Source organism: bacterium (assembly GCA_030655055.1).
In the GTDB taxonomy this organism is placed as follows: Bacteria; Edwardsbacteria; AC1; order AC1; family EtOH8; genus UBA5202.
In genome coordinates this window covers 1-18,032 of sequence record JAURWH010000101.1, presented here as the reverse complement: position 1 = coordinate 18,032, position 18,032 = coordinate 1, and the positions used below count along the sequence as shown (strand labels likewise).

Sequence of the window (18,032 nt, the reverse complement as noted above, 5' to 3'; positions counted from 1 at the left end):
TCCGGTTCCCCGGTCCTCATACCACAACATTCTGCCCTTGCTGCCCTGGGCAGCTATCATGGACAACCCATAACCCACCGAAGACCAGTTATTCTCGATAAACATGGCCTTGCTGTTCGTATCTCCCGTACTTCCGCCATGGTCTATGTATATCCCTGAACCTTCATCCGTAAAAACCCCCAGCCCGGCACCGTATTTGCTGGGATTGTTTACCTTGATGGGGAATATCGCCTTCTGTTGCCCCTCTATCTTGATTCCGCCACCGGTAGAATCGCATCGAACCTCCAGCCAAAAGCTGGCAGTATCCTCCCCGTCGTCTATCCCGTGATGATTGGCAAGTATTCCCCACCCGCCACGCGCATAGTTTACCGCCCTTACGCTGGCCATTCCGTAATTGTCCCAGTACATCCCGTACTTGTTTGGCTCGGTTGTGAACTGGGCATATTTGCACAGATTTATCCACAATGGTCCATTGGCAGTGTCCGCCGCATCGCTCCGTAAATATGATGTCCCGCTGTAGAAACTGGACCCATAAAGCAGATAATTTGCATTTGTACTGTTGGCCACATTAAGGTCAACAATTTTCCCGGCCTTGATGCTGTCAAACACTACGAACCTAGCCGTGTCTGTTTTATCAGTTCTTAAAAATTTATCGCCACTTTGATATTCCATACCCGTTTTCAAGAGATTGGTCCGGCCTGAAATCACCGCGCTGTCAGAGGTTCCTATGAATCTGCCCCATAAAGTATCGGCTACAACTTTTTTGCTCCTTAACCCCCAATGGTACAACATGGCGCTGTCATGGAAGGTCTGACCGAATTTATACCCCACCGTGATGGCCGGTTTATCAGCCAAATCCTGAGAGGTAACTATCATTCTCCCGCTTTTGGTGTCCGCTACATACAATGCCGTACCCGTATTCTGATTATCTATCCGCAAACCTGTCCCGGTTGATTGTAAGCCATTCTGAATGGCTATTCCCCGGCCATCCCCACTATGGCTGACATAAAGACCAGTTCCTTGCTGATTGTAAATACCGATTCCGCTTCCGGAGGGACTTACCCCTTCCACTACCATGATTTGGTTTGCTTTAGAATTTCCAAACATCCTTATGGCACCCCCGGAGGAATCGCTGCGAATGGTCATCCAAAATGAGCGTTTATCCACGTTGTTATCAATACCCTTATTGACACCAAGGATGCTGGTTCCACCTGGATTGTAATTGACCGAATATAAGCTGGCCAGCCCATAGTTTTGCCACTGTTGCCCGTATCCCGACAAGGAATCATTGGCTTGAAACAGCCATTTTACATTGTTTAAATATAAATTCCCGGTAGCGGTATCCTGAACATTGCTTCTAAGATATCCCTTGGCAGCCACACCACCCAAACTGTCGGAATTTTTAGCTAATGTTACCACATTTTGAATATTGCCCACAAAAGCCCCATAAAAGGTGTCGGCCACAACCTTTCTAGCCTTCAAACCCCACCAGTAATACATGGAGCTGTCTGCCTTATTGACTCCGTTTGTATCTTTATAGACCACAGTTAAACTGGGCCTTAGCTGGTCATACTGCTGGGTCCGCATCATTCTTCCGGTTCCCCGGTCTTCATACCACAACATCCTGCCCTTGCTCCCCTGGGCGGCCAGCATATACAACCCGTAACCAATCGAGGAATAATTATTTTCTATGAACATAGCCTTGCTATTGGGGTCCCCGGGACTCCCACCGTGATCTATGTATATCCCTGATCCCTCATCCGTAAACACCCCCAGTCCGGCACCGTATTTACTGGGATTGTTTACTTTAATGGGAAATATTGCTTTCTGTTGTCCCTCAATTTTAATGCCGCCACCAGTGGAATCGCAGCGAACCTCCAGCCAATAGCTGGCTGTATCAACTCCGTTATCAATCCCGTGATGATTGGCCAGGATCCCCCATCCTCCCCGTGCATAGTTTACCGCCCTTACACTGGCCATTCCGTGATTGTCCCAGTACATCCCGTACTTATTTGGATCGGCGGTGAATTGCGCGTATTTACAAAGGTTTATCCACAATGGCCCGTTGACCGTATCCGCTGCATTGCTCCGCAGGTACGCGGTCCAGGGATTGCCCCCCAGACTGTCGGCATTAAGGGCGAAAGCCCGGGAGACATGCCCAGCCAGAATCAGAGACACTATAAGCAGAATGATGCTCCCCGGAAACCGCAGGCTTCTTCTATATGTTCCACTTGTCTTCAAATTACTTTTCTATCTCCAGATCTACTGATCCAGCCCTCTCTTTTTAACAGTTCCAGTATCTGGGGTTTGCCCAATTTTCCCGCGGTGCCCGAGCTGTACTCAAATAATTCAACTTTCTTGTGTTTGCGGTAATGGCCGTCCGGATCCGCCCCATTCAACGGTGACAGCACAATGTAGTGGCTGCCGGAATCCACCGTCCTCATCGACTCCTCTTCGGAGATCAGGGCCTCGTGGATCTTTTCCCCGGGACGCACCCCGATGTTCTTGATGGCTGTTTTTTTACCTCCAGTGGCGGCCATCACCTCCGCCAGATCCTTCACCAGCAGGGCCGGCAGTTTTTTCACGAAGATCTCGCCGCCTTTGGCCTTTAAAGCAGCCCAGAATACCAGGTCAATGGCCTGGCCCAGGGTCAGCACAAACCGGGTCATGCCGGGATGGGTGATGGTCAACGGACCGCCGTGCTCCAGCTGTTTCTGAAATAGAGGGATGACGCTGCCCCGGGAACCTATCACATTCCCATAACGGACGCAGGCATAGATCGGGGATTTCTTGCGGGCCTCCAGGTTGGCCGAGATGAACAGCCTCTCCTGAAGGGCCTTGGTCATGCCCATGGTGTTCACCGGCTTTACCGCCTTGTCGGTGGAGATGGCGATCACCCGGGGCACCCCTTCCTCCCGGCAGGCGGTGATGATGTTGTGGGCCCCGATGACGTTGGTGAGCACCGCTTCCCGGACATTGTATTCGCAGGAAGGTACCTGCTTTAAGGCCGCCGCGTGGAAAACCACATCCACACCCTTCATCGCGCTTTTGACCGAGGTGTAGTCGCGGACATCACCGATGATGAACTCCACCTGGGGGCTGGAGCGGAATTCGTAGCGCATGTCGTCCTGCTTCTTTTCGTCCCGGCTGAATATGATGATCTTCCTGGGACTCTTCTTTAAAAGCATTTTGGCGATGTAGTGCCCGAAGGAACCGGTACCCCCGGTGATCAATACATTCTTATTCAAAAACACAATAGGCTCCTTGTGATGGTCTGGCGAAAATTAAATATTCAATTTATAGGGATGAGTATCTATATCCTCCGGGTTGAATGGCTCGTCGGTGTAGGCCAGCAGGTACATCATGTCCTGTCCGGTGTTTTTGATGGCATGGGCCGACTTCAGGGGCAGCTCCACCGTTACCATGTTATCTTCACCCATGGGGATCTCGGTCCGCTGTTTTGTATCTATGTCCTCCAGCACCAGTAGCGCCCGGCCCTTGATGACGCAAAACCATTCGTGCTTGCGCAGATGATAGTGGTGCCCCTTGGAGATGCCTGGATGGGCGGTGGTCACGAAGAACTGGCCGAAGGCCTCCCTGCCCGGATGCAGGCTTTCGCGCCGCAGGACCTCCGCCAGCCAGCCCCGCTGGTCGGTCTTTATATCGAGTTTCTTTACTTCCATTGACGGCGGTTCTCCCATTCAAGTTTTAGGGCTTTAAAACTTTTTTCCAGGTCCCAGGCTTCGGCCTTAAATGTTTTCCGTGACTTGCCGGTATCCAGCGATACGTCCCGGGGCCGGGGCGCCAGGTAACTTACCGCAGAAGACAAGCCCGGTTTGACGGCTTCGGGATCGAAACCAAACGCCCGGGCGGCGGACCTGATGAATTCGTGTTTGGTGCAGGGCTGCCTGCTGCCTATATTGTATATTCCCGTCAAATGCCGTTCCATTACCTCTTCCAGGAAAAGCGCCAGGTTTCCGGTGGAAATCGGGGTGAATGTCTGGTCAGTAAAACCATTGACCGTTTCCCCGTTCCGCAAACGGGCGACCACTTTTTCCACCATCCCCGGCCTTTGGGGGTCGCTGCCAAGCCCGTAAATGCTGGTGCGAATGGTGCACCCGTCTTTTGGGATCTCTCCCTCTCCCTCCAATTTGGTCCGGCCATAGACGGAGATAGGTGAGGGTGGATCATCTTCTGAGTAATTTCCCTTGGTCCCGTCAAACACAAAATCGGTGGATATATAAATGATATGGGCTCCGGAAACTGCGTTCACCACATTGCGGGTGGCCAAGACATTTGCCTGATAAGCCTGCTCGGGATATTGCTGGCATTGATCCACGTTGGTCATGGCGGCGGTATGGATCACCGCATCTATTCCGCTTAAAGTTTTTCGCCCCTGGGTCAGATCCCAGGACATTTGTTCCCCCCCGGCAATGCTGATGGCATCCCGATGGGTGGTATAAATTACCCTGTGCCGGGACTTGAAATGATTCACCAACAGGTGTCCCAGCATTCCGGTACCACCGGTTATCAGAATGTTCACCGCCCGGCCTCCATCAAAAAATCCGAGATCTTTGAAACCGTGTCCGAAAGATTGAACCTTGATTGCACCTGTCGCCGGGCCTCGTCTCCCAGAACCTTGGCCTGGGCCGGCTGGCACAATAACTTTTCCAGCACAAAAGGCAGTTCACCGTGGTTTTCCAGCAGCAGCCCGCTCCGTCCGTGGTCTATGATCTCGGGTATCCCCCCGCTCTTAACCGATACTACCGGCTTGCCCAAAGCCATGGCCTCGATCAGCACCCTCCCGAAAGGTTCCGGTTTTACCGGGGTGTGGACAATGATGTCGGCCGCCGCCATGTAAGGGGCGGTGTTTTCCAGCCAGCCGGAAAAAATTATTTCCCCGGAAACATTCAGGGATCCGGCCAGTTCTTTTAGGTGTTCCGGATAGCCCTTTTCGGCAAAAATGGCGTCCCCGGCCAAAAGCAGCTTACACAGGAACCCCCGTCGTTTAAGATGGGCCAGGGCCTTGATGGAGTGTTCCTGCCCCTTCCAGGCCGAAAGCTGGCCGAATACTCCGATCAAAGATTCTCCCGGCTTGACCCCCAGTTTGTTTTTGATCTCTTCCGGTTTTTGCTGCCGGCTGGCAAAGACCCATTTTTCCTGGTCTATCCCGTTGTGAATGACTTTCGGTGCAATGGCACTGAACTTCAGGGCCGGCTGGGCGGCCACCGCCCGGGAAACTGCTATGAGCTTTGGTTGGCTGATCCTGCCGGCCAGCCCCAGCAAAACCGACGACGGCCCGGATACTATAACCCGGACATGCCACACAATCGGCAGTTTGACCTTTTTCCGGCAGAGCCCCAGTATGATGGCGGCCTTCAGAGTATTGGCATAAACAAGGTCGGCTTCTTCTTTTTGGACCGCCTCGACCAAAGCCTTTTTGGCCTTTGTGATGTCAATCCATAGAAACGGATTTAATACGTTTCCAGCCAGCCGCCCCCGGGACAATGATGCCAGCCTGGGGCTTAATTTTATGGTCCGGAAGCTGATATTATGACTTTGGGCTTTTTTTTTCAGGATGCTGTCCTGAGATGCCAGTAAAACCGGTACTATGGGAGATTTTAAGGCCGGCAAAACCGAAAACAGGCTTTGCTCCGCCCCGCCAAAAACCGGGGAATGGTCGAAGAATAATACTTTCACTATTACCTTGAATTATAACAGATTATGTTAACATAAGATGTGCGAAAAGTCAATAAAATAGGCCTGGTGATTTATATTTTTTCACCAGGCCTGTACTGATTTATAAAGTTTCTGAAATTCCCTGAAAACACTCTCCGGTGAGACCTGGGAAAGGCATGGCGGACCAGGTTCCCGGCAGCCGTACTTGTCGGCAGGATGATAGCAGGGACTGCATTCTGCCGGACTTTGAACGGCTTTGGCCGACGGCCCGTAAGGCCGGCTTAAGGCCGGATCGGTGGGGCCGAAGATTGTCAGGGTGGGAACCAGCAAAGCTGCGGCACAGTGGGCCAGCCCGCTGTCATTGGAAATAAAGGCCCGGCAATGTTTGATCAAGGCCAGAGCGGCCATCAGGTCATGGCCTCCGGCCATGGAAACCGCTCCCGGTCCGGTCTTTAAGGCCACATATTCCACCAATCCCTTTTCCTCCGGGCCGCCAAAGACCATAAGGGAAAATCCCTGGGCGGTCAGGATCTTTCCCAAAGCAATGAAGTTGTCTCCGGACCACCGTTTTTTAGGATTTCCCGCACCCGGATGCAGTCCGATCAGTTTGGATGGTTCAATTTTCAGCCGGTGCAGCGATCCCTCCGCCTGTTTTATTTCCTCCGGGGTGAGCAAAAGGCCGTAACCCTGGAATTTCCGGTCGATGCCTGCCGCCCGCAGCAGTTCCAGATTGCGTTCCAGATAATGCCTTGATTTGGTTTGTATCTTCAGGTTGCAAAAACCATATTTCCTCTGTTCCGGCGACACCCTGTCCCGGGCGCCGGAGATAAGGGAGACCAGGCAGTATCTGATCCCTGGGAAAGGAGAGCTGGTAAAGGTGATCTCCGGCTTTTGTTTTCTGAGGTCTTGGATCAATTTCCATGATCCCTTCAACCCCCGGTATTGCAGATCATATATCGCCAGTTTATTTTGGACCCCGGAAGGAAGCAGCGAGAGCATCGATTGCTTTTGAGCGATGACCGTAATCCTGGCTCCGGGCAGTTCCTCCCTGGCGGCCTCGATGGCCGGCAGGGCCATGATCATATTGCCGATGCCGCCCCAGACGAAAAAGGCCAGCGACCCCGGCCTTTTTATTTTTGGCGCCTGGCCAAATCCAAAATCCCAGGGCCTTCCCCATTTTTTGGCAAATACCTTGCGGCTGGCGGCGGCGGCCTGTTTCCATGCGTCAGACTGGCGGCCCGACTCTCCGGCAAAGCGCGAGGCCCGGCCTCCAAAATGATAGAACAGGCTGGAGCGGACCCGTAAAAATTCCGTTCCTTTCAGCGCCAGCCGGTAGAACAGATCGGGATCCGATCCGGGGCCCGGATTGAAGAGCTCGTCCAATCCATCCAGCTGCTCCCATAATTTCCGGTGGATCAAAAAGGGATAATTGACCCCCGGTTCAAAAGCCCCCTGCTTCTGCCGGTTTTCTGACCCGGCATAGGTTAAGAATTCCTGTTCCCGGAATTCTTCGAAGGTCTGCCCAAAATCCCGTTTGATATGGCAGGGCGCCACCGGCACCCACCCCGGCTCTACCTGGACCCCGCTTAAGACCCGGTCAGACTCGGCCATGGACATCAAGGCTTCATCCCATCCGGGGGAGGCCACCAGGTCATCGTTGGCCAGGAACAGATACTCCCGGTTGGCCAGGCGGGCGGCCTGATTAGTGGTGCTGCAGATGCCTTGGTTTTTGCCGAGGATGACCTTGTCGATCCCGGGATAGGTTTTAAGATATTCGTTGGTGCCGTCGCTGCAGCCATCGGCGCAGACTATTATCTGGTGGGGATGGGCCGAGTTTTCCTTAAAACTTTTAAGACAAAGTTTCAGATAAGGAAGGGTGTTGTAGGTGGGGATGATTATGGAAAAACCTGGTTTCATTTCATCTTTCTGGCCGAAAGCGACAGGGGCAGGCCGAACAGCAGATGGCCCAGTTTAAGACTGAGCCCCCCGAACAGCAGTCCCGGAGCCGTTCTGGCCAGGCCGGAAACCACCCGGGCGGCAATTAAAAATTTGTGCCGGGGATTAAAATTGTTTTTCTCCAGCCGCATTTGAATGCTCTGGGGGAAGTAGACCGTGCTTTTGAACCCGCAGCCGGCCAGCGCTCTTTTCCAGGCGGCCAGTGAATAGGTGGCTTCCTTGACATCCTCGTCCTCGATGCCGGGCCCGGACCCAAAAGCCTCGGCCAGCCCCTTCACCGGCTCGTTGGCCAGCTCCAGCCGTCCGCCAGGGACCAGCGTCCGGCTTATTTCCCGGACCGCTCCGCTCAGATCATAGCTGTGATGCAGGGCGGCCGAGGCGGACGCCAGGGACAGCGACTGAGTTTTGAACGGCAGCCGGTTCATGTCGGCCAGTATCCGGTCGAAGTAAATGTTGGGATCGAAAAAACATTCTCCCAGCTCCAGCTTGTTGTCGGAGCTGATGTCCAGGGCAATGCCCCTGTAGCCCAGGGCCGCTATCTGAGATGTGGTCCACCCGGTTCCGGCGCCCAGGTCCAGAGCCCAGCCATCTCCGGCCGGCAATCGATCCATCAGCTGGGCAAAGTTGATCCGGCTGTCACTAGTATATGTACTTTCCAGGTGCTCCCGCCGGGCTAGCTGTCCGGGGCTCCATTTGTTGGCGGTTGAGAACTTTGATCGGTGATAGCTTCTTTGAGCGCTGGCTATCCAGGGATGGGAACCGACCAGACAATCTAAAATTCCATTGTTTATGGGATAGATATTGCGGCAGGCCAGGCAAACCACGCTTCCCTGGCGGATCTCCCGGCCGTCCTCCTTCAGTAACTCAAGCTGCCAGTCGCTTTGACGGCAGCTTGGGCATTGCAGTATTTCCAGCAACTGCCGGCGCATCAGCGTTTCTTCTGTTCTATGATTTCCATCATGGACTTCAGGGATCTTTCCCAGGTGTACTTTTGATAGACCAATGCCTGTCCGGCTGCGGCTATCCCGGCCCGGGCAGAGTCGTTGCCGATATATTCTTTTATGATTTTCAGCATCCCGGTTTGATCCTTGAACCATGCCAGATGTTTGAGGTTGTCAAAATAGTCTTCCAGCCCCGGAACATAGTGTGTCAGATGAAAACCCCGGCAGGCCAGGACCAGCAAGGCCCGGTCGGAAAAGTAGCCGGGGTGGTCGTTGCGGCTGTTGATCCCCAGGACGATCTTGGCCGAGGAGCAGACCTTCGCCAATCCTTCGCCGTAGGCGAACTTCCCGGTGTAATCCAGATCCCGGGGCCAGCCCGGCTGGCCCCAGATCTTTACCTTATACCCCGCCTGGCGACAGGCTCTGAGGAGATTTATCCTGTCAGGCGCCGGAGCCCCCGCAAAAGCCACGTCGCAGGCATAGCTCTGATCATAACCTGCGGGTTTATGGACCTCGGGGTCACAGCCTTCCAGCAGGTGGTGAACATTGTTCCGTCCGGTGATCAGGGATAATGGTTCTACCAGATGTTTGCCGGTGACAAAGATAAACCGGCTGGCTTTGGAATGATCTGCTACAAACCGGTGGAGCGGGGCATCCATGTACCGGTAGGCCACCAGCGTCTGCCGGGCCAGCTGCTTTGTTATCCCGGGATCCAGCCGCTTTCCTTTGACTACGATCACGGCATCAGGTGCTTGGGACCGGGCCAGTCCCAGCAGTTTCCTTCCCAGGGATTGAGCTTTGATGGAGGAAGAGAGCTTGAACCACAACCGTTCGTTTAAGGCCAAAGGGCGGGGGTGCGACCAGTCCAGCTCGAACGGCAATACCTGATGCCCCAGCCGTTCCAGATTCTTCTTCATGAAATGGTTGGTGGACCAGGGGACATTGAACACTCCGGCCAAGATGATCTTCATGTCCGTTTCACGGAATTATCATTTTACGGGTTTCCTCCAGTCCGCAGTTGAACAGCAGGTCCATTGCCGACAACCCGGGCACGAATTCTCCCCAAAGTTGGGGATACGGCTGAGGCTGGTACTCCGTGTATTTAAGGTCTATCCCAGCCTGTTGAAATAGTTCCTGGCCCAGGTAATTCTCGCCCCCGGCCCCGGAGAGATATTCATCCGCCTTTAAACTCCGGCACAGCGAAACCAGCATTTCCGTAGACTTCCCGGCGGCCTCAAGATCTGAGAGGTTTGCGAATTTTGCCTTTATCCCCAAGTGCTCTGCCAGCTTGATTATTACCGCCCGGTTCAGCTGTGAAAGGTTCTCCCATTTTTGGCGGCAAACCAGGTCCAACAGCCAGGTATATTCTTTGAAATAAGGTGTCCGGGAATAGCATGATTCCAATGTCTTCAGGTGCTCAGATTGCCACGGCCGCTGATTGTCTATGGTCACTTCGCTGACGTTTTGAAAGTAGCGGCCCTTCTTGAGCACCGGCACCGAGAGCCAGCTGGCCCGGCCGTCGCTTTGTTTGATGGAACACCGGGCGGTGTATGAGGTTCGTGAATACTGGACGCTGTCCAGAAAGACAAACACGTCGCAGCGGGCCATTTTGTAAAAATAGCCCGCCCACGGCAGGTAATTCGGCTGATGGGCGGCGACGATCATTTTGTTTCAGTCAATCCCAGATGACCGGATTGAAGTTACTTGAGAACCCAGCGGATGACCTCAAAGGCCTCGGCATAACGGGCCCCGATCTGCGTCCCCCTGGTGGTGGCCAGCGCCCGGATGAATTCCGGATTGGCGTAAAACCGCCCCAGCTGGGACTTGTAGCACTTCAGGGCCTTGATCTTGGCTTCGACGTGGCGCGGCTCCAGCAGCACGAAGGACTGGGTCTCGAAGGTCTTGTTGTTCCAGGGGATCTCGTAACCCAGGATGGTGCGGTCCTTGAAGGCTCGGAAACCCTCCTGGGCGATCGTCAGATGGTCCTGATGGGTGTCGTTGAAACAGGGCATCAGCACCAGATCGGGATCGATCTTTCTTTTCAGCCGGATCAGGTCGTCCAGTATGGCCTGGCGGTACTGGGGAAAATCACGCACCGGATAATCATAGATGATCCGGTGCTGTTTCTTAAGCCCCAGGCTGTCCAGGGCCGCCTGCAGCTCCTTTTTAAGGGTGTCGGGGTCGGCCCCTTTGGGCAGCGATTTTTCGGCCGAGGAGAACGCGGCATAATGCACCTGGGCCTTCTGCTTCAGCAGTTTGGCCATTAATCCCCCGCAGCCGAACTCTCCGTCGTCGGTATGGGGCGCCAGCACCAGCACTTTTTTGAACATGAGGCAACCCTTTTATTTTATCTGTTTGATGGCCTGCCGCCACAGGTCATGGCAGCGGTTGAGGGAAAGCACTTCGTCCACCAGCTTAAAACCGTTCTTCCGCAGGCGGGGATGATCCTCTATGAATTTCTTTTCCTTTTCCACCGGTTCACCGGCCTCAGGGTCCACCACCAGCCCGCAATCATATTCTCTGATCAGCCGGGCCGCACCTTCCACAAACGGGGTGCAGATCACCGGGAGACCGGCAGCCAGGTATTCCCCCAGCTTGACCGACAGGCAGATCTTGGTGTTGGACGCTTTCCGTTCAAGGATCAGGCCGGCGTCTCCCAAAGCCAGCATCTGGGAAAGCTGCTCCGGCGAAGAAGGATTGACCAGCATGTAATCGCCCTCTTTCAGTCCGGCATCCCTGAATGCTTGGTGTATGAAGGGGGCGAAAGCCGGAGTACTCGAAGCTACCACCAGGAAGGCTTCCGGTCTTGTTTTTTTAAAACGCTGCAGGTAGGTAGCTACCAACCCCCGGTCCCCGGGAGTGCCGAATGATCCCAGGTGCAGCAGCACGAACCGGTCCTTCAGGACGTATTGCTTTTTTACTGCTTCCCGGCGGACCGGATCGAATTTCATTTTATGCTGATCCACGCAGCAGGGAATTACCAGGGAAGGTGCTTCGGGATCAATGGTCTTCAGATATTCGGCGAACGGCTCCGACACCACTATGTTCAGTGCCGCCTGGGATATCAGGGATATTTCCTGTCCTTTCCAGAACCGGTGGTCCGGCGAGCCGGCGGCAAATATCCCGGCATTGGCGGATTCTTCGGGGTACATTCCGCGCAGGTCAAAAACATATGGGATCCTTAATAATTTCTTGGCCAGCAAGGCCAGCGACGCCGCCGGATAACTGCGGGCGATCACCAGACCGGGACGAAACAACAAAAGATAAACGAAGAACGGCCCCAGCGCTGAAGCCAGATACATGTAATATTTGGCCCTGGTCAAATTGAAATCACGGGGAAATAACGGGAACCCTATCGTCCAGATGTCGGTCCGGCAGCCCAGGCCGGAGGTGAATGATCTTATCGCCTTCCGTTTGGCCAGTCCAGCCAGATATGTTTTAAAAGGCCGGCGGCGCCCGGTATAGAACATGAACGGAGCCAATGACAGATACCTGAATTCCAGTCCGGGCAAGCTTTTTCCGGACCCCAGGATCGGAGCCAGGAACTGCCCCTCTATCAGATTGCCGCGGAAAGGCACTTCCAGCGAGGTCAGCAGCAGCACTTTTTTCATAGATTGATCAGCTCCCGGTATTCCTGCCAGTCCTCCTTGTTGAGGATCAGGCTGGGGATTATCTCCACCATCAGATGGCGCTTGAGCCAGTACAGGGAAAGCAGGCCGGAGCAGCTGTAGGCGGCAGCCGAGGCCCAGGCCGCTCCTATCATCCCGAACCTGGGGATCAGGATGACATCCAGCAGCAGGGTCAGGCCCAGCCCGCTTAAGGCCAGGTAACTGACATACTGCGATTTTCCCACCCCGGCCAGATGGCTGACTATCAGCTTGGCCGGGGCCAGCATCACTACCCCGAAAAGAAGCACCTGCAGGGCCCGGACGGCCGGGGCAAAGGACGGCCCGTAAAGCGTTGTTATCAGCCACTGGGCCGTAACGGCCAGGGTGGCCGCTGCCGCCAGGCTCAGGAATACGGTATGCCGGATGGCCTTGAGGCTGATGTCCCGGGCCCGGGCCTCAGAGTCTGCCGAGGAGACCGCCGGCAGCAGCACGGTGGAGACCGCCGCCGGAATGTACCAGATCAGTTCGGCCAAAAAAACCGCGGTGGCATAGATGCCCACTTCGCGGTTGGTCCAGAACAAGGCCAGCAGGATCAGGTCCAGCCGGTAATTGAAGAACTGGATTATCTGGCCGGGCTGGCCCTTCATCCCGTAGCTTAATGATTTTTTCAGGCCGCGCCATGACGGGACCAGGGACAATGGGATCTTTTTAGTGAGACGGTATCCGCTCCACAGCACCGCCAGCAGGATCGAAATATTGGCCGCCCACAGGGCCGAGGCCACAAAGCCTTTAAAGGCCGCCACCAGCAGGCCCAATGCTGCCAGCCTTCCGGCCTGTCGCATCAGTCCGGCCTGATTGAATCCCTCCAGGTCGCCCAGGCCCCGCAGCAGGTTTATCTGGTAGTCCAGCAACAACAGCAACGGCAGCCCACACAATACGATGCCCAAAAGGCCCATATCCACAGGCCTTTTCACGACGATCCCCAGGACCGGGAAAAGGAAAATGGTCAGTACGGCCAATAAAGACCCGGTCAGCACCGCCAGGTAAAGGGAATTGGCCCAGGCCCGCCCCGGCATTATCTGCCCGCTGCCGACCAGGTGGACATTGGCCAGGCCCAGGCCCAGATTGCCCGCCAGCGCCAAAAAGCCGGCTATCAGTCCGTACAGGGCTATGGCCCCTTTGGCGGTGGGGCCCAGGTACCGGGCCACTATCACCCCGCACCCCAGGCCCAGCAACATTCCCAGGGCCTGGTACAAAAAGGTCTGCAGGCTTAAGGCGCCGAATTTTTTCATCAACCTGTCTTTAATGATTTATTGCCGGCCCGCCGGGGCCGGTCGCTGAGATCCTGCCGTGAACGGAAAAGTAAAACTGCCCTGACCGATCTTTAGCAAAAGACGGGGAGATTTTAATTCTGCCCCGTCTTTTAATATTTCCGCAGCCCGGACATTGCTGATTGTTTAGGCCTTGGTGCGCTTTTCCAGCTCTATCACCTTGCGCCGGATGTCCTGGATCTTCTGGGCCAGGGCCAGCTCTTCTTTTTTATGGTTGATGATCTTTTGCATCAGGTCGCGGTCCTCCTGGGTCAGCTGGGCGTGACGTTCTTCGGGCGTGGCCTCAAGCAGCTGGCGCCGCTGTTCCATCTGGGCCCCCAGTTCGGTCACTTCCTTCTTCAGCCCTTCCAGCGTGGCGTTCTCCTCGACCTGCTGCTTGCGCAGGGATTCCACCTCGGCCGACAGCCCGTCCTGCTCGGCCTTCAGTTCCTCGGCCTTGCCCAGCTCCCGGCGCATGGCTTCCAGCCTGGTGTTGATGGAGATCTCTTCGGCCTTCATGGCCTGGGCTTTTCCGGCAGGCACCTGGGCCGCCGAGGCCGCGGATAATTGTTTGGTCATGGCCGGTACGGCCGCGATCGGGACGATCAGTCCTATCAGCATGGCCACCAGTCCGATGATGATCACCATGCTTTTGCTGCCGCCGCTGGAACCCTTGGCCTGGGGCAGTTCCACCAGCATCCGGAGCCCGCCCTTGATCTTGTTGTTGTAGACAGCGGGTACGGCCACCAGGAGCCGGCCCGGGGCTAGCTCCTGGATCTCCAGCTTATCACCGGCCGGGGGCTTGGCCCCCTTGGGCAGCTGGTAGGTCTTGTCGATCTGGTCCTCTACGTCCGAGCCCACTATCAGGCCGGCGGGATCGGTGACGGTGATCGATTTAAGAGCCGGAAGTTTTGACTTCAGGTCAGACAGCACCGGGCTCATGTAATCTTTGACCTCGTCGGGATAGGTGAAAAATATGAAGCCGGTCAGGCGGCTGGCAGTTGAGGCAAACATCTCCAGCTTGGGATCAGCTGCGCCCGGCTGGGCCGGGGTTCCGCCTCCGGGCCAGGTGCCCAAAGCCACGCCCAGCACCGCGCCCACTGTCAATAGCGCCGAAAGAGCCAGCACCATTATCATGCCGCTCAAATTCGGGCTTTTATTGCCTGCCATAGTATTCTCCCCTTACTTTATGATTGTTTAAGATCTTTAAAACTGCCGGGCATTGTTTTTTATTGGAAGAACTGAGTTTCCTGACGTAAAAATTTAAATAACTATATGTGTTTATGACAACTGGTCGACGGGGTGTTTTTTCTTAAACAAGAAAGTGACCTCCGGCTGGATAAGCTTTTAGACCTCAAGAACATAATTATTAACATATTTTAGGCGTTTTGTCAAATAAATTTTTGCTTTTTTTCATGTTTTTAGTTTCGCCCGTAAAATCATCTCCAAAATAAGCACTGTTCCGGCTAAAAAAAGGAACAGTCTGGCTGCCGGGCTTTGTGCCGGAATCGCTTCTGGGCCTGCTGCGGCAGACTGCCACGAAATGTTTTGCAGAACTGTCTTAAGTTCTGGATCGGAAACCGGAGCCAGGTCTGACTCCTCTGCCTTGATGTTCACCGCTCCCGGCACACCCTCTTCCGTTTTATCCCATCCGGATCTTTGCCTTGTTTCCGGGTTTCCGCCGGAGTTGGTTCCTTCTGATCCGGTCACCAACTGCCGGCCGTTTTTTTGGGTCAGGTGGTCTGCAGTTTGCAACAGCATCACCAGAAAGGCCGGCTTAAAAACCAGATCGCCAAAACCGGTTTGTCCTCCGGTCAGGAGAACCGCCGTTTTAAACTTCTGACCGGAGCCAAAGATCAGCGCCGGGTCGGACCGGTTGATGGCTAAAACTGTATTTTGCCGGGTGAAGGCCTTCCAATATGTTTTTATCCTGACTGCCTCCAGCTCGGCCGGACTGAGATCGCTTAAGAGTCCTTCATCTCTGCCGGTTTTGTTCAGGCGATAGAGGTTATGGGACAACGAGTCCGCCAGACCCGAAAGAGTGATGTCGGAAAACTGTTTCAGCAGCCCCTGGTATTGTTCCCGGTCGGAATTGAGCGGCGGGGCAACCAGCAAACCCGCGCCGTTATGCACTGATTTTATGATTCCTGCCTGCAAAGCCCTGTCAATTGAGGCTTTGGCCACCACCACCAGATCAAAGCCCTTAGAATACTGGCTATTCCAGATGCTGGCCCGCTTTATTTCGTAACCGGCCTGGGCCATGGCCGCAAAGGCCCGGTAGAGATGATCGCCCCCGTTATCCGTCTCGTCCGAAAACAGCAGGACCTTTTTAACGGCCGGGACCGCAGCCGCCAGGTAATACTTGTCGTCCAGCGGCAGGTCATCACCGGAGGTATAAAGGAAAAGAGAATCCCGGTCCGGCAAACCAAAGTTTATGGAGATCGTTCCGTCCGGGGCTGGCCGGGAGCTTGCCTGATATATGGTCTTGCCGCCGGCCGCCAGTCCGACCTGGGGCGTCTGCCCGCCCAGAGCCCTGGCCCGGACGATGATCTTATTGATCAGCGGCTTTACCTGGATCTTTTCCCAGATCAGGTTGTTCAGGCTCCGGGATGGTTTTATCTGGTGTACCGTGACCGGCGGGGCGCCGGGCAGTTTGCCAAGGGGCGAAAGTTTGGGACCAAAGGCCGTCCTCTGCAGGTCAGAAAATACTATGATCCTTCCTCCGGAAACCCCTGCGGCCTCAAGTATCCTGGCTGCCGTCTGGATCGAACCCTCCAGGTCGGTTCCGAGCTCGGTCTGGGGCAGCGCGGCCACCGCGCGTTCGGCCATGGAGGGGGATGACAGTCCGCAGACCACCGGGCTGCCCGGCACGGCCGAAACCACCGCCGATCTGGCGTTGGGCCCCAGCCCGGTAAACATCTGCCGGGCTCTCTGTTTTGCCCTTCCCAGCATAGTGGTATCCTGGCTGACGGCCGCCATGCTGGCCGAGTTGTCGACGATGATGACCCAGGTCTGCGAATCCCCGCTAAGCCAGCCCGGCAGGTTCAGGTTGACTGCGGGCCGGGCCAGGGACAATGCCAGAAGAAGAATGATCCAGGTGCGCACCGCCAGCAGCAGATATTCCCTGATCCGGCTGGGCCGGACCGCGGCGTTCTGAACCTGCTGCAGCAACCGGATGTCGGGAAAAGGGATCACTCCGGCCCGCCGTCTCCGGAACAGGTGGATCAAAAGCGGCAGCCCGGCCAGGGGCAGGAACCAGAGGCCGGCGGGATTGGCGAAGGTGAGAAAAGTCATTGGTTGGTTAGCTCATTGCTTACCGTTTTTAGCAACCTTTGATTGAGTTCCCACAAAGCTGTTTTGTTGCTGTCGTATTTTAACAAATTATAGGCATCTTCATAACCCAACCACTGATATTCCGTATGCTCTTCCGACAAGACCATTTTATTGCCCCTCAGTTCAACCGCAAAACATATTTCCGGGATCACATAAATATCCCTGCCCCATTGCAAAGGATCTGTAAAAGCATTTACGGGAATTGAATTGCTTGTCATTAATTGAAAATATTGTGCTTCTTCCGGTATTTTCGCCTCTTCCCATGATTCTCTTTTTGCCGCTTCCAAAAATGTCTCTCCGGTCTCACCTCCTCCGGCAATGAACTGCCAATAGTCCCCATCAGACCTTTTAAATATTGCATATTCATGCTTCTTGGCAGCATCATTAAAGCAATATGGTAAAACCAGTATTTGAAAAGGAGCTCTGGACATCGTATTGCCCTTACTGTTTTTGTATTTTCACTTTACAAACATCAGCATGCTCACCGCCATCACCGCCATGCCGGCCAGCAGCCCGTAGATGGCCAGGTGGTGCTGGCCGCACTCCCGGGCGGTGGGGAAAAGCTCGTCGAAGGAGATGAACACCATGATCCCGGCCACCGCCGCCAAAAGTACCCCGAAGACAGCATCGGTCAGGTATTCATGGAACAGCAGGTAGGCCGCCACCGCCCCCAGCGGTTCGGCCACTCCCGAAAGGAACGAATACCACAGGGCCTTGCGTTTGCTGCCGGTGGCATGATAAATAGGAACCGCCACGGCAATCCCCTCGGGTACGTTGTGTATGGCGATGGCCACGGCGATGAACAGCCCCAGGGTGGGGTCCTTGAGCGTGGCGGTGAACGTGGCCATGCCCTCGGGGAAGTTGTGGATGGCGATGGCCAAAGCGGTGAAGGTTCCCATCCGCAGCAGGTCTATGTTCTTCTTGTCCTTCAGTTCCTTGGCGGCGTGGGTCTCGTGGGGGTTTTCGATGGCCGGCACCAGTTTGTCTATGATCCCGATCAGCAGCACCCCGCCGAAGAAGGCGGCCACCGCATACCAGCTTCCGGCCTGGCTCCCGAAGTGCGAGACCAGCCTTAAGCGGGCCTCGGGCAGCAATTCCATGAACGAGACATAGACCATCACCCCGGCCGAAAAACCCAGGGAGACCGACAACACCCTGGTGCTGGTCTTTTTGGTGAACAGCACCAGAAAACTGCCCACCATGGT

The 18,032-nt window shown here is 55.0% G+C and carries 16 protein-coding genes; all 16 read right to left on the bottom strand.

Annotated elements, in window-relative coordinates; genetic code table 11:
- Window positions 1–2,178: hypothetical protein (locus tag Q7U71_04565; GenBank protein ID MDO9391031.1), on the bottom strand; the 2,178-nt coding region annotated here is incomplete at its 3' end.
- 59 nt (window positions 2,179–2,237) lie between these two features.
- Window positions 2,238–3,254 carry an SDR family NAD(P)-dependent oxidoreductase gene (locus tag Q7U71_04560; GenBank protein ID MDO9391030.1) on the bottom strand — a complete coding sequence of 339 codons (1,017 nt, stop codon included), beginning with the start codon at window positions 3,252–3,254 and terminating at the stop codon, window positions 2,238–2,240.
- A gap of 30 nt (window positions 3,255–3,284) precedes the next feature.
- Entirely contained in the window at window positions 3,285–3,683 is a 399-nt protein-coding gene (locus Q7U71_04555) for a WxcM-like domain-containing protein (protein MDO9391029.1), read from the bottom strand.
- On the bottom strand, window positions 3,674–4,543 hold the full coding sequence (locus tag Q7U71_04550; protein MDO9391028.1) for an SDR family oxidoreductase: 870 nt from the start codon (window positions 4,541–4,543) through the stop codon (window positions 3,674–3,676). The genes Q7U71_04555 and Q7U71_04550 overlap by 10 nt, the downstream gene beginning before the upstream one ends.
- Window positions 4,540–5,700, bottom strand: a complete 1,161-nt coding sequence (locus tag Q7U71_04545) for a glycosyltransferase family 4 protein (protein ID MDO9391027.1) — start codon at window positions 5,698–5,700, stop codon at window positions 4,540–4,542. The genes Q7U71_04550 and Q7U71_04545 overlap by 4 nt, the downstream gene beginning before the upstream one ends.
- An 81-nt stretch (window positions 5,701–5,781) precedes the next feature.
- Window positions 5,782–7,596 carry a glycosyltransferase family 9 protein gene (locus Q7U71_04540; GenBank protein MDO9391026.1) on the bottom strand — a complete coding sequence of 605 codons (1,815 nt, stop codon included), beginning with the start codon at window positions 7,594–7,596 and terminating at the stop codon, window positions 5,782–5,784.
- A complete protein-coding gene (locus Q7U71_04535) occupies window positions 7,593–8,564 on the bottom strand; it encodes a methyltransferase domain-containing protein (protein ID MDO9391025.1) in 972 nt (323 codons plus the stop codon). Before Q7U71_04535 ends, Q7U71_04540 begins: the two co-directional genes overlap by 4 nt.
- Complete coding sequence (locus Q7U71_04530) at window positions 8,564–9,547, bottom strand: glycosyltransferase (GenBank protein MDO9391024.1); 984 nt, start codon at window positions 9,545–9,547, stop codon at window positions 8,564–8,566. Before Q7U71_04530 ends, Q7U71_04535 begins: the two co-directional genes overlap by 1 nt.
- Before the next feature lie 7 nt (window positions 9,548–9,554).
- On the bottom strand, window positions 9,555–10,241 hold the full coding sequence (locus Q7U71_04525; protein MDO9391023.1) for a WbqC family protein: 687 nt from the start codon (window positions 10,239–10,241) through the stop codon (window positions 9,555–9,557).
- A 35-nt stretch (window positions 10,242–10,276) separates the two neighbouring features.
- Window positions 10,277–10,906 carry a PIG-L deacetylase family protein gene (locus Q7U71_04520; protein ID MDO9391022.1) on the bottom strand — a complete coding sequence of 210 codons (630 nt, stop codon included), beginning with the start codon at window positions 10,904–10,906 and terminating at the stop codon, window positions 10,277–10,279.
- 12 nt (window positions 10,907–10,918) lie between these two features.
- Window positions 10,919–12,187, bottom strand: coding sequence for a glycosyltransferase (locus Q7U71_04515; protein MDO9391021.1), 1,269 nt, complete (start codon window positions 12,185–12,187; stop codon window positions 10,919–10,921).
- The gene (locus Q7U71_04510; GenBank protein ID MDO9391020.1) at window positions 12,184–13,476 is read right to left on the bottom strand and encodes an oligosaccharide flippase family protein; all 1,293 of its coding nucleotides are present in this window, start codon (window positions 13,474–13,476) and stop codon (window positions 12,184–12,186) included. The genes Q7U71_04515 and Q7U71_04510 overlap by 4 nt, the downstream gene beginning before the upstream one ends.
- Window positions 13,477–13,641: 165 nt before the next feature.
- On the bottom strand, window positions 13,642–14,664 hold the full coding sequence (locus tag Q7U71_04505; GenBank protein ID MDO9391019.1) for a hypothetical protein: 1,023 nt from the start codon (window positions 14,662–14,664) through the stop codon (window positions 13,642–13,644).
- Between the two features lie 243 nt (window positions 14,665–14,907).
- The gene (locus Q7U71_04500) at window positions 14,908–16,788 is read right to left on the bottom strand and encodes a BatA domain-containing protein (GenBank protein MDO9391018.1); all 1,881 of its coding nucleotides are present in this window, start codon (window positions 16,786–16,788) and stop codon (window positions 14,908–14,910) included.
- Window positions 16,785–17,258: an NUDIX pyrophosphatase gene (locus Q7U71_04495; GenBank protein ID MDO9391017.1), complete on the bottom strand. Its 474-nt coding sequence runs from the start codon at window positions 17,256–17,258 to the stop codon at window positions 16,785–16,787. Before Q7U71_04495 ends, Q7U71_04500 begins: the two co-directional genes overlap by 4 nt.
- Window positions 17,259–17,285: 27 nt before the next feature.
- Window positions 17,286–18,032 (bottom strand): zinc transporter ZupT (zupT, locus tag Q7U71_04490; GenBank protein ID MDO9391016.1); only part of this gene is annotated, 747 nt, incomplete at its 5' end.

What these genes read in the sequence shown, in the direction of transcription:
- Q7U71_04555 (MDO9391029.1), bottom strand. Translation starts at nt 3,683, where the DNA reads ATGGAAGTAAAGAAACTCGATATAAAGACCGACCAGCGGGGCTGGCTG.
- Q7U71_04540 (MDO9391026.1), bottom strand. Translation starts at nt 7,596, where the DNA reads ATGAAACCAGGTTTTTCCATAATCATCCCCACCTACAACACCCTTCCT.
- Q7U71_04535 (MDO9391025.1), bottom strand. Translation starts at nt 8,564, where the DNA reads ATGCGCCGGCAGTTGCTGGAAATACTGCAATGCCCAAGCTGCCGTCAA.
- Q7U71_04530 (MDO9391024.1), bottom strand. Translation starts at nt 9,547, where the DNA reads ATGAAGATCATCTTGGCCGGAGTGTTCAATGTCCCCTGGTCCACCAAC.
- Q7U71_04525 (MDO9391023.1), bottom strand. Translation starts at nt 10,241, where the DNA reads ATGATCGTCGCCGCCCATCAGCCGAATTACCTGCCGTGGGCGGGCTAT.
- Q7U71_04520 (MDO9391022.1), bottom strand. Translation starts at nt 10,906, where the DNA reads ATGTTCAAAAAAGTGCTGGTGCTGGCGCCCCATACCGACGACGGAGAG.
- Q7U71_04515 (MDO9391021.1), bottom strand. Translation starts at nt 12,187, where the DNA reads ATGAAAAAAGTGCTGCTGCTGACCTCGCTGGAAGTGCCTTTCCGCGGC.
- Q7U71_04510 (MDO9391020.1), bottom strand. Translation starts at nt 13,476, where the DNA reads ATGAAAAAATTCGGCGCCTTAAGCCTGCAGACCTTTTTGTACCAGGCC.
- Q7U71_04505 (MDO9391019.1), bottom strand. Translation starts at nt 14,664, where the DNA reads ATGGCAGGCAATAAAAGCCCGAATTTGAGCGGCATGATAATGGTGCTG.
- Q7U71_04500 (MDO9391018.1), bottom strand. Translation starts at nt 16,788, where the DNA reads ATGACTTTTCTCACCTTCGCCAATCCCGCCGGCCTCTGGTTCCTGCCC.
- Q7U71_04495 (MDO9391017.1), bottom strand. Translation starts at nt 17,258, where the DNA reads ATGTCCAGAGCTCCTTTTCAAATACTGGTTTTACCATATTGCTTTAAT.